The organism is Qipengyuania pacifica, assembly GCF_019857205.1.
In the GTDB taxonomy this organism is placed as follows: domain Bacteria; phylum Pseudomonadota; class Alphaproteobacteria; order Sphingomonadales; family Sphingomonadaceae; genus Qipengyuania; species Qipengyuania pacifica.
In genome coordinates this window covers 31,474-44,643 of sequence record NZ_JAHWXO010000014.1, presented here as the reverse complement: position 1 = coordinate 44,643, position 13,170 = coordinate 31,474, and the positions used below count along the sequence as shown (strand labels likewise).

Annotated in this window: 17 protein-coding genes; 8 read left to right on the top strand and 9 right to left on the bottom strand. The window is 61.1% G+C overall.

Annotated elements, in window-relative coordinates:
* Positions 1 to 40: 40 nt before the first annotated feature.
* From KYK83_RS15885 to KYK83_RS15845, 9 genes are all read right to left on the bottom strand, one after another.
* Positions 41 to 448 (bottom strand): hypothetical protein, encoded by a 408-nt coding sequence (locus KYK83_RS15885; protein ID WP_222828952.1) that lies wholly within the window; start codon positions 446 to 448, stop codon positions 41 to 43.
* Positions 449 to 462: 14 nt separating this feature from the next.
* Positions 463 to 1,134, bottom strand: coding sequence for a DUF2231 domain-containing protein (locus KYK83_RS15880; RefSeq protein ID WP_222828951.1), 672 nt, complete (start codon positions 1,132 to 1,134; stop codon positions 463 to 465).
* 204 nt (positions 1,135 to 1,338) lie between these two features.
* Positions 1,339 to 2,070: a PepSY domain-containing protein gene (locus tag KYK83_RS15875; RefSeq protein WP_160767367.1), complete on the bottom strand. Its 732-nt coding sequence runs from the start codon at positions 2,068 to 2,070 to the stop codon at positions 1,339 to 1,341.
* A gap of 27 nt (positions 2,071 to 2,097) precedes the next feature.
* Positions 2,098 to 2,616 carry a YybH family protein gene (locus tag KYK83_RS15870; protein ID WP_082851464.1) on the bottom strand — a complete coding sequence of 173 codons (519 nt, stop codon included), beginning with the start codon at positions 2,614 to 2,616 and terminating at the stop codon, positions 2,098 to 2,100.
* A gap of 24 nt (positions 2,617 to 2,640) precedes the next feature.
* Positions 2,641 to 3,954, bottom strand: a complete 1,314-nt coding sequence (locus KYK83_RS15865) for a copper resistance protein B (RefSeq protein WP_222828950.1) — start codon at positions 3,952 to 3,954, stop codon at positions 2,641 to 2,643.
* Positions 3,951 to 5,759: a copper resistance system multicopper oxidase gene (locus KYK83_RS15860; RefSeq protein WP_160661432.1), complete on the bottom strand. Its 1,809-nt coding sequence runs from the start codon at positions 5,757 to 5,759 to the stop codon at positions 3,951 to 3,953. The genes KYK83_RS15865 and KYK83_RS15860 overlap by 4 nt, the downstream gene beginning before the upstream one ends.
* Positions 5,760 to 5,814: 55 nt before the next feature.
* On the bottom strand, positions 5,815 to 6,375 hold the full coding sequence (locus KYK83_RS15855) for an RNA polymerase sigma factor (RefSeq protein ID WP_151884812.1): 561 nt from the start codon (positions 6,373 to 6,375) through the stop codon (positions 5,815 to 5,817).
* Positions 6,376 to 6,381: 6 nt separating this feature from the next.
* Positions 6,382 to 6,816, bottom strand: a complete 435-nt coding sequence (locus tag KYK83_RS15850) for a Spy/CpxP family protein refolding chaperone (RefSeq protein WP_008603940.1) — start codon at positions 6,814 to 6,816, stop codon at positions 6,382 to 6,384.
* Positions 6,817 to 6,819: 3 nt separating this feature from the next.
* Positions 6,820 to 7,116 carry a hypothetical protein gene (locus KYK83_RS15845; RefSeq protein ID WP_009823994.1) on the bottom strand — a complete coding sequence of 99 codons (297 nt, stop codon included), beginning with the start codon at positions 7,114 to 7,116 and terminating at the stop codon, positions 6,820 to 6,822.
* 151 nt (positions 7,117 to 7,267) lie between these two features.
* Between KYK83_RS15845 and KYK83_RS15840 the strand changes: the two genes are divergently transcribed.
* The 8 genes from KYK83_RS15840 to KYK83_RS15805 all read left to right on the top strand — a co-directional run bounded on the left by KYK83_RS15840 (position 7,268) and on the right by KYK83_RS15805 (position 13,162).
* Positions 7,268 to 7,954, top strand: a complete 687-nt coding sequence (locus KYK83_RS15840) for a class I SAM-dependent methyltransferase (RefSeq protein WP_224801920.1) — start codon at positions 7,268 to 7,270, stop codon at positions 7,952 to 7,954.
* The gene (locus KYK83_RS15835; RefSeq protein WP_156842686.1) at positions 7,951 to 8,415 is read left to right on the top strand and encodes a DUF411 domain-containing protein; all 465 of its coding nucleotides are present in this window, start codon (positions 7,951 to 7,953) and stop codon (positions 8,413 to 8,415) included. Before KYK83_RS15840 ends, KYK83_RS15835 begins: the two co-directional genes overlap by 4 nt.
* A gap of 286 nt (positions 8,416 to 8,701) precedes the next feature.
* Complete coding sequence (locus KYK83_RS15830; RefSeq protein WP_222828949.1) at positions 8,702 to 10,054, top strand: APC family permease; 1,353 nt, start codon at positions 8,702 to 8,704, stop codon at positions 10,052 to 10,054.
* Positions 10,055 to 10,184: 130 nt separating this feature from the next.
* Positions 10,185 to 10,916 carry a glutaredoxin family protein gene (locus KYK83_RS15825; protein WP_009823997.1) on the top strand — a complete coding sequence of 244 codons (732 nt, stop codon included), beginning with the start codon at positions 10,185 to 10,187 and terminating at the stop codon, positions 10,914 to 10,916.
* Positions 10,913 to 11,329, top strand: a complete 417-nt coding sequence (locus tag KYK83_RS15820; protein ID WP_008603934.1) for a potassium channel family protein — start codon at positions 10,913 to 10,915, stop codon at positions 11,327 to 11,329. Before KYK83_RS15825 ends, KYK83_RS15820 begins: the two co-directional genes overlap by 4 nt.
* 70 nt (positions 11,330 to 11,399) lie before the next feature.
* Positions 11,400 to 11,864, top strand: a complete 465-nt coding sequence (locus tag KYK83_RS15815; protein WP_008603933.1) for a DUF305 domain-containing protein — start codon at positions 11,400 to 11,402, stop codon at positions 11,862 to 11,864.
* Positions 11,861 to 12,349, top strand: a complete 489-nt coding sequence (locus KYK83_RS15810) for a DUF6692 family protein (protein WP_222828948.1) — start codon at positions 11,861 to 11,863, stop codon at positions 12,347 to 12,349. Before KYK83_RS15815 ends, KYK83_RS15810 begins: the two co-directional genes overlap by 4 nt.
* Before the next feature lie 108 nt (positions 12,350 to 12,457).
* Positions 12,458 to 13,162, top strand: a complete 705-nt coding sequence (locus tag KYK83_RS15805) for an NAD(P)H-binding protein (RefSeq protein ID WP_222828947.1) — start codon at positions 12,458 to 12,460, stop codon at positions 13,160 to 13,162.
* Positions 13,163 to 13,170: the final 8 nt, after the last annotated feature.

The window sequence follows — 13,170 nt, the reverse complement described above, 5'->3', positions numbered from 1 at the left end:
GTATGCCCTGAATTGCCGGGTCACCGGGAAACGCGTCCGATCACATGCCTTCCATGTCGTGATCGGCCATCGAGGACATGTCATGGCCCGCATGGGGATCGGCGGGTTGGGTCGCTTCGCTCGCGGGTTGCGTGCGCGCTACTGGCGCTGCGGGTGTGGCAGTCGCGCGTGATGCGGGCGAGGCGGCGCGCCGTGACGCGGGCGTGGCGGCATCATCTGGCGAAGTAGCGTCCTGCCGTGCGGTCGCTGCCTCACCTTCGGAGGGGGAAGTTGCCGGGTCTGCAAGGCCCGCTTCGGGTGCCGTACCAGCCACCACCGCAGCTTCGCCCATAGGCGAAACCTCGGTGATCGGTGTGCTCTTCTGCGCCTCGTCGCAAGCAGCAAGAGCGGACATCAAGGGCGCGATCGCGAGAAACCCGATCGCTACATTCAATCTGGAAGTACGCATGCTTTTCAACTCCTTCAGAGCCAGGAAATACCCAGGTGGTTCGGTCCATGCGCGAGCTCGCCGCCAAGAAAGCCCTGGATGAGAACGAGTGCCGCCATGGAGAAGATCGAGGCGCGCAACCATGCACGGCTCTGGCTCGGCCTGCTCGCGAGATACGCCATCGCAATACCGAGAACCGCGATCAGCATACCGTTCCATCGATGCACCTGCATGACAGTGTCGCCGCCGAACCACAGCCCGGTGTGAATCCATCCGAACAGGACTGCGACCACCGCGCCGATGGCTCCGCCGTAGACAAGCACGCGCACCGCACTTTCCAGGCCCGCTCCTTTCCGGCGCATCACGAACAATTCGGTGGCCGCAGCCATGAGAAACAAGGCGATCGGGAAATGGATCGTTGCCGGATGCAGCTTCTTCATTACGGCCATGAGTCCGGCCTCGCCCACATCCGCATGGCCACTGGCCTCGTCATGGCCTCCGCCCGCTTCGTCGTGCGCGCCGGACGACTCGCCAGCATCGGCAGTCTCGCCCATCTGCGCCATGGCCGCCTGGTCGTGCGCATCGCCATTGGTGGCAGCAGGCGCGGCGCTCGCCTGTTCGCCGTGCTTTTCGTCGCCATGAGCCTGAACGGGTCCGACGAAGAGCAGGCTTGCGGCGAGCAGCGCCAAAAATGAGGGGGCTTTCATGTCTCGTATATCTCCCGGCCCGGCAGTTGCAGTGCGACCTATGTGCCTGATACGCACGGCAGCCGCGTGCCCCTCACATTAATTTGATGGTATTGGTGCGACAGATGTGCGTCCGCCGTATCACGTCTGCTGACGACTCGATCGCGATCGTCGAACGCATTCGGCTCCTGGCCCAGTGCGCCCACGCGAATAAGCCCCATGGGCTCAGGCGAGCTTGCTCTTCTTTGTGCGACGACGCAGCCTCGGCATCCGGTTCGCCAGCAGGACGAAACCCGACAGGGCTATGATCGTGCCGCCAATACCGAACAGGAGCAGCCACCAACTGTTGATGCGATCGCGCTCGGTCCAATCCATGATGTGCAGGCCCCAGATGAAATCGAACAGGCGCCATGTATCGCTGCGCGCCGCCCCGAGCGTGCCGCTGCTGGCATCGATGTAGATGCGCGTCGAAGCCTCGTCAGCATAGGTGACCTGCCAGGCCGGAAATGGTCCGCGAAACTCGGTTCCCACCGGTTCGTGAACGAGCCGCGCGCCCTCGATCGTCGTGCGCGGTCCGGTCCATGCGCGCAACGCGATGGATCTTGCCGTCGCAGCAGAGATGGGGGAGAGTTTGCGCCCTGTCACCGGATCGTGGAGGCTCACGCTACCGTCGACCTTTCGGACCTCGGTCACGGCATCGCCGTCGAGCGAACGTGTCGCTACCGCTGCAAGAGTACCGTCGCTTGCGACCCAGGCCGGGAGCGGGGCGTCGGCGGGTAGCGCCTCTCGTTCACGCGAAACGACATGTTCGGAGCGAACTTCTTCCAGGTCGAGAAACGACATGAGGGCGCCGGTTCCCATCCACAAGAGGACCTGGACACCGACGAAAATCGCCAGCCATTTGTGGATCTTGCTGCCGAGCACATGCAAGCGCAGCTTCAGCGACGGCGTTGCCAACCGGTGCTACCTCTTCGAAAGCCGTAATCAGTTGCGCGGCGCGCGCGACGAGGAATGGTACTGGACGATTCTCCACCCGTCCGCATCGTGAGCAAGCACCGATGTCGCCACGCCGTCGCGCTCGATCACCCGGCCATCGGTAAGTTCGATACGATATCCATACGTCTCATAGGCATGGGCCATGTGCCCCATCCGGGTGACGGTCAGCGTGGGGTCGGTAAAGGTGAAGCTCACGATCGCGTCGAGCTCGGGTCCGAGATGATGCTCCATGTAATTCGCGAAACTTCCTTCGGCCTTGCCATTCTCGAAGATGGCCGAGTCCTCGGTGAAGAGCGCGCGCATTGCCTGCGCGTCGCGCGCTTCAAGAGCGGTGCGATAGGCCTTGAGGGTTTCTTCAGCGCCCGCGACATCGTCCGCCGAAGCGTCCATCGCGTGCATCTGATGGTTCGCATGGGAAGAGTGGTCCATCTGCTGGGCGAAGGCTGGCAGCGGTATCAGCGTGGCAACAAGCGCAGTCGCCGCGATGCGTGTCAAAGTCTTGGTCATGGAAGTTCTATCCTTTTTGAAATTTCAGAACCAGAATCGCACACCGACGACATAATTGGTGACGCTCGGATCCTCTCCGGCGGCCCGCGCAAAATCCGCGCTGTCGCCGATGCGCCATTCCTGCGAAACGCCGACATAGGGTGCGAATTCGCGCGCGAACTCGTAGCGTAGACGCAGGCCCGCCTCGATCCGATCAAGACCGGCACCAATGCCCAGCTCGGGAATGTCCTGCGCAGAAAGCGCGAGTTCGGCTCTGGGCTGGAGGATCAACCGCTGCGTGATGCGCTGGTCGAGTTCGCCCTCGATCCGCGCGGTCACATCGCCCTTGGTGGACACGAAGGCCGCAGCATCGACCTCGAAACGGTACGGCATGAGGCCCTGTATGCCGATCACCGCATGGGTGCGCTCCGGACCGGTGAGGTCCTGGCGAACACCCGCCTGGAAATCGAAGAAGGGCGCAATGGCGCGGCTCCAGAGCGCCTGAACCTCGGCACCTTCTATGGGTTCGCCGAAGCTGCCCTCCCCCTCTGACTTGAACCAGAATTTGTCGATGTCGCCGCCATAATAGCCCTGGATGTCCCACAGATATCCATCCTTCCCCTCGCGGGCGCGGTATTCGAGCCGATCGCCCTGAAACCAGAAGCGCATTCCTCCGTCGGTCTCGCGGACAAGCTCGCGGCGCGCTTCGTTCATGGCTTCCTCGCCCCAGATGGCGACCGCCGCGCGCGCGGGGCCGCTCCCGGCTTCTGGAGGAGGCGGCAGCAGCGGGATATCATCGTCCGCGCCCATCTGCATCGCCGAATGGTCCATGCCCTGCATGTCCTGCGAAGGCGTCTCCCCATGGCTCATCTGGCTGTGATCCATCTGCCCATGGTCCATCGACGAACTGGCTTCCGCCTGTCCCATCTCGCCGTGATTCATCTGCGAATGATCCATCGCGCCTTCGGCAGGCTTGCCCTGCGGCATAGAGCCGTGATCCATTCCGTCATGACTTTCGGGCGATGCCTGTGGACGGGCAGCGTCCATCGGCATTGTCATGCCAGAATGACCATCCCGAGCGGTCATCGAACCATGATCCATGGTTGAATGATCCATCTGCGAGCGGTCCATGGCGGCTTCAGGCTGAGCAGCCGGTTCGCATGCTCCATCTGCTACGGGATGCCCCATTGCGCGATGGCGCTCGGCTTCTAGTTCGCACTTCGTCTTCGCGTCAGACTGCGCCTCGGCGCTTTGCTGCGGTTCCGTCGGCGAATGACCGGCATGCTGTGCCGCCGCGGGGGAGGCGAGAACTGAGCCGGCTGCGACCGATGCGAGCAGGCTGGCAATACGAATTTTCATGCTTCGCTCCCGTCGGGATTGGCGACCGTGACGATCTGAAACATCCCGGCATGCATGTGGTAGAGAAGGTGACAGTGGAAGGCCCAGTCGCCCGGCTCGTCCGCCGTCAAATCGAACTGCGCGCTGCCACCCGGTTGCAGGATTACCGTGTGCTTGAGCGGTTGACGATCGGCCGGCGCGCCATTGACCAGCTCGAAGAAGTGCCCGTGCAAGTGGATCGGATGCGCCATCATCGTGTCGTTGACGAGCTTCACGCGCACGCGCTCGTTATAGGCGAAACGGATCGGCTCGTCGGAGACGGCGGAGAACTTCTTGCCGTCGAACGACCACATGTAGCGCTCCATATTTCCGGTCAGATGAATTTCCATTCGCCGTGACGGCGTGCGGCCCTCGCGGTGCGGCGTCAGAGCGCGCAGCTTGCGATAGTCGAGCGTGCGATGCGGCACATCGGCGAGACCGACGCCGGGATCGCCCATACGGTCGACCGGGTTCATCGAGACCATGTCGAGACCGGGACCGACCTTCACATCGGGTGGCAGGAGCGAGGTATCGCGCATCTGCATGCCCGACATTCCGGCCATGCCTGCCATCTCGGATTGGCCGGACGAACCATGGTCCATCCCCGCCATGTCGCCGCCACTTCCATGGTCCATACCCGACATGCCGGCATCGCCAGACGAGCCGTGGTCCATGCCGCTCATGCCCATGTCGGCCATGGTCAGGAGCGGCGGATCGCGCAGCGGCGGAATGGCGGCGCGCGCGCCGGGTGCGCTCGCGAGTGTGGCAATACCCATGCCCGAGCGGTCCATCGACTCAGCGACCAGCGTGTAGGCCTGTTGCGCGCCCGGCGTCACGACGACGTCATAGGTCTCGGCCACGCCGATCTGGAACTCGTCGACCTCAACCGGCTCGACGTTCTGCCCGTCCGCCTGAACGATGGTCATCGGCAGGCCGGGAATGCGAATATTGAAGAAGGTCATGGCGCCGGCATTGATGAAGCGCAGCCGCACGCGTTCGCCCGGGCGGAAGAGGTATTCCAGATTGTCGAGCGGGCCATGGCCGTTCAGAAGATAGGTATAAGCCGCGCTCGACACGTCGAGGATGTCCGTCGGCATCATGCGCATTTTCGCCCACATCCGGCGATCCTCGCCCGAAAGCGGGTAATCGTCGGTCCAGGTGTTCTGGTTGTAGTTGAAGTAGCCTTCGCCCTTCTTGAGCTTGTCGAAAATCGTGTGGGGCGACATTTCGCTGAATTCGCTCAGCACCACGATATATTCGCGGTCGGCCTGGACCGGATCGGGTCCGGCGGGGTCGATCACGATCGCGCCGTAATGCCCGGCCTGTTCCTGCAGGCCGCTATGCGAGTGCCACCAGTAGGTACCCGACTGGCGAACCGGAAATTCGGCGGTGAAGGTCTCTCCCGGTTTGACGCCGGGAAAGCTCACGCCAGGCACTCCATCGAGCTGAAACGGCACGAGCAGACCGTGCCAGTGGATCGAGGTATCTTCCTCGAGCTGGTTATGGACATTGAGCCGGACGGTCGTGCCTTCCTGCAATCGCAACAGCGGACCGGGGATCGTGCCATTGACGGCGATCGCGCCGCCGCGCCTGTTGCCGGTCGCGAAGGCCGATCGGGCAACGGTGAGGTCGATATTGGGGCCGGATATCTCGTCCAGCCCCTTGCGGGCGTTACCTGCGAGGATGTCCGCGCCCCGTGCCCAGGCAGGCATCGCCCCGGCAAGGCCGAGCAGACCCATTCCTCCTGCTCCGGCTCCGAGAAACTTGCGTCGATTGACGGCGATCATAAAGGGCTCCTGACTTGGCGTTTACCGTTACTTACGCGCGCGCCCAGCCAACCCCTCAAAGTTTTTCGAAGCGCTCCTTCAGCCTGTTGCGCGCGCGATATACGCGGGTTTCGATCGCCTTTTCGGTCGTTCCGAGAAGATCGGCCGCCTCGGCCTGGCTACGCCCCTCGATGGTCACGAGCACAAGCGCTTCGCGCAGCCTTACAGGCATTCGCGCGATCTCGGCCTGAACGAGATTGAGCTCTTCCCTGGAAACGGCCAACGCTTCAGGACCAGGCAAATCGTCGGCGATGGAATGGAGTTCGTCATCACCCGACAGTCCGAAAAAGCCCGCGACCTTGCGCCGGCGCAAACGGTCCCGGCAGCGGTTGAGGACGACGGTTGTCAGATAGGGTCCGATCGGCTTGTCCGGATCAAGCCGATGGCGCGTCAGCCACACCGAAGCGAGGCTGTCCTGAACAACGTCCTCGGCCTGAGAAGGAGAGGAAAGCATGCGTGTCCCGAGCGCGAGAAGCCGACCAGTTTCATGCTCGACGAGTTGGCTGAAAGCCCGCTTGTTTCCAGCCCTCGCCTGCGAAACAAGGGCCTCATCCGGATTGTCGCCCGCCCCCGACATGGCGCTTCAGTCGCGAGGGTCGCGGGTCAAGGCGTCGGAGACCTTGCGGTCGAACTGGCGTTGCTGCTCGGGTTCGAGAATTTCACGCATGTCGAAGACATGCCGTACCGTTGCTTTCTGCAGATCGCCCATACGCGCATGCACCTCGTCGATCGCGGCCGAAACCTCGGGACCGTACTCGTGCTCATTTTCCATCGCCTGGGCGAGCCGGGCATTGGCTGCGCGCGCCGATCCTTCGAGCCGTGCCCTTTCGACAGCGAAACGAGCCTCGAGCGCATCGAGACGCTGCTCCTGGTCGGCCGTCAGGGTGAGTTCGTCGTGCACGAAATCGTGGAGGCCGGAGCCAGCCTCGTGATTGGCCCAGCGGTCCGCGGCAATCGCGCCGAGGCATCCTGCAAGTGCTGCGAGAAGCACCGCGAGAACGATATGCGTCGTCTTCAAACCCTATTGCTCCACATGGAGGAGCGCCGATGGGGACAGCTGTTCGCCGAGGATAAGACTCTCGCCAAATGACGCGGAAGACGTGCCATAGCCGCCGGGCCAACCGCTCGTTCCGGCGCCAGCTCCAAGCCCGACGACGAACAGACCGACGAACAGAGCCGTCCGGCGGCGTCGGTCGGCGATTTCGCCAAGCTGTCCGGCGCGCTGCCAAACGCCATCCATGAAGTCGGCGGGGACCTCGCTGGTGCCGGTGGCGGAAAGGGTTCCGAGCACCGCATCAAGAGAGTGATTGTCACGCATCCGAAAAACTCCTGTGGGTTGCACGTGTCCTATACGCGCTCGCCTGCACAATCCCTTAAACTTCTTTTTTTGAGGGAATGTCCACCACCATACGTAATCGAGACGGGTCTGTCAGAATCGGGTCGAAGCCGGGATGAATGGGAACCAGCTCGTGAACAATATCACCGCACCTGAAGATCACGGCGAATTTACGCCTCTTCTTGGCAAGAGCTTTCTGACGCCCCTTTACGACCGGGCGATCGGTCTGTTCACCCGCGAACATCTCTGGCGACAAAGGATTGTCGAAGAGCTGCACCTTGTCCCCGGCGACCGGGTGATCGATGTTGGCAGCGGAACCGGCACTCTTCTCAAGGCCTTGATGACGGATTGTCCGGAAGCGGGTCTGATCGGTGTCGAACCCGACCCGGATGCGCTCGCGCTTGCGCGGCGCAAGTTTGGCGCGGGAGCCGATCTCGTGAAATGGCACAATGGCTTTCTCGAAAGCCTCGAGCTACCCGCAGGGTGGCAGCCGAACAAGATCGTCAGCAGCCTCGTCCTGCACCAGGTCCCCTTGCGCAAGAAGCAGACAATCCTGGAAACCATCGAAAGCTTGCTCGTGCCAGGCGGAACCGTGTTGATCTCCGATTATATGAAGCAGGATAGCCCACTCATGCGGAGCCTCTTCCGGGCGACCGTCCAGTCTCTTGACGGCATAAGCGACACGCAGCCCAGCGCCGACGGCGAAGTCGAAAAACTGTTCGCCGAAATCTTCACCGAGCCATGCCTGCTCCAACGGTTCCCGACGGCAACCGGGACGATCTCGCTATGGCGCGGATACAAGAAAGGAATTGCACAATGAATTTGAAAAAGCCTTCGCTGCTCCGGCGATCGATTAGCGGCGCGGCCTTGCTCGTGCTGGCAGCCTGTTCGAACGTGGCTCAGGCAGCGACCTATACGATGTTCCGGGATCCAGGATGTGGGTGCTGTCTCAACTGGGCAGGCCATGTCGAAGACGGGATGAACACGAAGGTGGCATCGGTCGACAGCAACGACATGGCGGCGATCAAGACCGCGCGGGGCGTACCCCATGAGTTATGGTCATGCCATACGATGGAGGTCGATGGATACATCATCGAAGGTCACGTGCCTGCAGAAGCCGTCGCCAAGCTTTTGCGCGAACGGCCCGCCGGCGTTGCCGGCCTCGCGGTTCCGGGAATGCCTCTGGGATCGCCCGGCATGGAGGCCGGAAACCGGATCCAGCCTTACGACGTCATCGCCTTTGGCCCAACCGGACAGAGCGTCTTCGCGTCCTTTCCGTAAGGGGGTGAAGCCACTCCATGCGTCGGCATGAAAGGTTGCAGGCGATGAGGACTAATTGCGGGAAGCGACACAGAAGCCTGTCGAACTTCTCGCCGGGTCCGGGCTGGCTGCCCCCACAGTCCCGGACCCTTCCAATTTGTATGATTGCAGCACGCACGAAATAGGAGAAATGCGATAGTCAAAAGCTCGGTCAGAAATGCTGGATCTTTTTAAGGGGTGAACCTCTGCCCAACGTACTGCTTGTCGTGATGCTTCTCGGACGGGATGACATAGACAGGGGAAAGACTTGCAGACAGATGGCGACGATCAACATAGCGAGAATGCGGGCTCGATAACGTTGCTGGGCGGTGTCGCGATGGGGACCGGCGTCATGATTGGCGCAGGTATCTTCGCACTGACCGGCCAGATTGCCGAACTGGCTGGACCGTTATTTCCGCTTTCTTTCATAGTCGGCGCGCTGGTTACCTCGCTTGCCGCCTACAGCTACATCAAGATGTCGAACCGCTGGCCCTCCTCTGGCGGCATCGCGATGATCCTTCAGAAGGCTTACGGACCGGGCGTCGTTGCAGCATCGGCATCGCTCCTGATGGCGCTGTCGATGGTCATCAACGAAAGCCTGGTCGCTCGGACCTTCGCGACCTATGCCTTGCGGCCCTTTGGGCTCGAAAGCAGCGGCATTCTGGTCTCCGTCGCGGCACTGGCCCTCATCGTTTTCGCCTATTTCGTGAATGCTGCCGGCAACAAATCGGTCAGCGGGTTTTCGCTCATTATGTCGGCAATCAAGATCGGCGGCATCGCCCTGTTCGCAATTGCGGCGATCTGGGCCACCGGATTTTCAGGCGGTGCCTTCGCAGAGCCGGTCGCGCTTTCGGGCCTCGACGCGTTGCTCGCTTCGGTCGCTTTCTCGATCCTCGCTTTCAAGGGTTTCACCACCATCACCAACAGCGGCGGCGAAATCATCGATCCGCATCGGAATGTCGGCAGAACCATTATCATTTCGATCGCAGTATGCGTGGTCGTCTACCTTCTCGTCGCGGTGGCGGTCGGCGCCAGCCTCAGCACTTCAGAAATAGTCGAGGCGCGCGATTACTCTCTTGCGGCAGCTGCGCGCCCCGCGCTCGGAGAGCTTGGCTTCTATTTCACAGTCGCAATCGCGATCGCAGCCACGACCTCGGGTGTCATCGCCAGTGTTTTCGCCGTTTCGCGAATGCTGACGATGCTGACCGAGATGAAGATGATCCCGCATAGCCATTTCGGCATGAGCGGACCGATCCGCAGTCACATGCTGGTCTATACCGTAGTGATTGCCGGCACGCTCGCGGTCCTGTTCGATCTGTCGCGGATCGCTTCGCTCGGAGCATTTTTCTATCTCGTAATGGACATGCTTGTGCATTGGGGCGTGCTGCGCGGTTTGCGGGAAGAGATCGGTGCGCGTGCCTGGGTGCTATGGTCGGCACTCGTGGCGGACAGCGTAGTCCTGACAGCTTTTGCCTTCGCCAAGCTCAAAACCGACCCTGCGGTCGTCGCCTATGCGGTCGCAGGCATTGCCGCCGTTTTCATCGCCGAATGGTTCTATTTGTCCAGGCGTTCGCAAGCGATGGACTCCGCTTCAGAAAGACCGGCGGAAGAGAGGCGGTGACCCCGTTAGTAGAACACGAGCGCAAAGGCAGCGACCAAAAGCCGACGAGGATCGAGGCGCCAAGTTCGCGGATCAAAAGAAATTCAAGACGGAGCATATCGTGACGACTAAAACTGCCACCGTTTACCGAATGGTCATGCCGGACCACGTTTGTCCGTATGGATTGAAAACGGTCGATTTGCTCAAACGCGAAGGTTTCGAGGTGGACGACCACCATTTGAAAACGCGCGAGGAGACCGATGCGTTCAAAGAGCAGCATGGGGTAGAAACCACCCCCCAAACCTTCATCGGCGGGAAGCGCATCGGAGGTTACGACGATGTCCGTGAGCATGTCGGCAAGAAAAGAACGCAAGCCGGTGATGACGAGACCAGCTACCAGCCCGTCATTGCCATTTTCGGCGTCGCTTTCCTCCTGGGTCTGGCAATTAGCTGGTACGTTTTCGACACGATTTTCACGGTGGAAGCGGTCGAATGGTTTGTCAGCCTATCGATGGCCTTGCTCGCGATCCAGAAGTTGCAGGACGTGCGCAGCTTCTCGACCATGTTCCTCAACTACGATCTGCTGGCGCGACGCTGGGTACGATATGGATTTCTATATCCGTTCGGTGAGGGTTTGGCTGGAATATTAATGGTCGCGCACGCGCTTCCGATCGTCTCGGTTCCGGTATCGCTGTTCATAGGGACGGTCGGCGCGGTCAGCGTGTTCAAGGCGGTCTACATCGACAAGCGCGAGTTGAAATGCGCTTGCGTCGGCGGAAGCAGCAACGTGCCGCTCGGCTTCGTATCGTTGACCGAGAACCTGTTCATGATCGGTATGGGTCTTTGGATGGGTGCCAAGGCCCTGGGTTGGGTCTCGCTATGATTTGGGCACTGCTTCTCGGTTTCGCGCTGTTCGCGATCTCTCTCTACTTCCACATGTTGATGCTGCGCGGGGCGAAAGCCGTTTCTCCGCCAGGCAAGGACCCACGCCATTTCCGGCTGCTTGCAGGCTCCAGCCTCGTTCTTCTCAGCCATCTGGTCATCGCCGGCATATTCGCGGGCGGAATGTATCTCGCTTCCGTCTGGGGCCTTGGCGGGCTCGAGAAGGACGTCATCAACAGCTGGATGGATTATTACTACTTCGCGCTGATCACGATCTCGACGGTCGGTCTCGGCGATATTCTGCCCGCCGGGCACATGCGCGCCATTTCCGGCATCGCCGCCCTTACCGGGTTCCTGATGATCAGTTGCACCGCCCAATATGTCTATCAAACCATGAGCGAAAAGGAGAATTGATATGGCTGAAGCTAGGCACGATGCACAAGAAAAAGGTGGAGGGGGCGGCAACTACTGGCGGTTCATGGCAATGGTATCGACCTCGACCGTGATCATGTTCTTCCTGATGTATGCCAACAGCTTCGACATGGACGACGTTTTCTGGAGCGAGACGCGCTTCTGGATGATGTTCGTCATGGGCGCGATGATGATGGTGGTCATGCTTCTCTTCATGTGGGGCATGTACAAGGACCGGACCAAGAACTTCATCATCTTGGGTGTCGGAGCCGTCGTCTTCGCGCTCGCGCTATGGCTCGTACGCAGCCAGACCACGGTGGACGATACCGAATACATGGCCGCGATGATCCCGCACCACTCGATCGCGATCATGACCAGCGAGAGAGCGAGCCTGAAGGATCCGCGGGTTCGCGAACTCGCGCAGGCCATCATCGTCGCGCAGCGGCGCGAGATCGCCGAGATGAAATATCTCATCCAGGACATCGAGGAAAACGGTCCGCGCACCGAAGAACGCCTGCCCGAGGAGATGCAGCAATGAACAAGATCGCAATCCTGACGCTTGCAGCCCTCCCTCTGGCGGCCTGCAACACCAATACCGCGGTCGGCAATGATCGCGAAGCACAGCTCGATCCCCCGGCAACTGCGGCGCCGATAGAGAGTGCTGCGAGCGCTCTTGCCAACCTCAGCCCGGGCCTCATGCTGCCCGAGACCATGAGCGACGCGGACCTCGCCACGCTGGGAGCCGAGAACACGTGTCAGTTTCGCCTGACTGAGGTCGCGTTTCCGTCGTTCGTCTACGACAACAGCGGTGGCGGCGCGATCAAGATCAACGGCAAGCTGATCCCTGTCACAGCAAGCGCCTCGGGTGAGTATGCGGATGGTGAGCTTCGTATCCGCACGCGCCTTCTCGATGACGAAGGAGACGCGGGCCTGCAGATGCAGGAACTCATCGTCGCCGGCCCCCGGATGAAGGACGAGTTCGGGTTCTGGGGGTACACGACCTGCGGCAACAGCGAGGCGTGAACACGAGCGAGCGGGCGCCAGCGTGCGTCGGTGCCCGCTCCATGATCATGATTGGCCCGGCACGCGCGGCCGAATTTATAATGAGGTGCTACAGTGGAAGCTGAGCCTGTGAGCGATGCAGCCCCCCTTGCGGTCTTCGGTGCCGGAGGAAAGACCGGCACGGAAATACTGCGCCATGCGGTTCACAAGGGCATCGAAGTTCGAGCGTTCGAGCACACCTTGCCCGAACCATCGGACCGGGTCGACAACGTCGAGTACCTCCAGTGCGATGTACTCAATGACGACTTCAGCAGCGAGCTCGAAGGTTGCCGTGCTGTTATTTCCGCACTCGGTATAGGATTTAGCCCATCCACGGCGATCGATCCGCCTCCGCTTTACACGGAGGGAACCCGCAGGCTTGTGGAAGCGATGTCGGCGACCGGCATTTCCCGGATCGTCGTGATATCGGCGGCGTTCGTAGAGCCGCAGCCCAGCGTTCCTGCATGGTTCGAGCTCACAGCAAGACCAGCCTTGCACAATATTCTCGAACAGATGCGCGCCATGGAAGATCTTCTGGAGCGCGCGAAAGGCCTGAAATGGACGGCTGCGCGACCGGGCTGGCTCCTCGACGAACCCTATACGGGTGAAGCCGTCATTACCGACGAGCGCCTTGCCCAAGATTGCTTTCGCTGCAGGCACGCCGACCTCGCGGCAGCGATGCTCGAATTCGTCTGCGAGAACACCTGGGTCAACGCCAAGCCCGCCATCGCGCGTCCAGAAGCAGACCGCTTCGAGAACGTCTCGGCGCTCAAGGCCGAACTCGGGATCGACTAGATCGATGC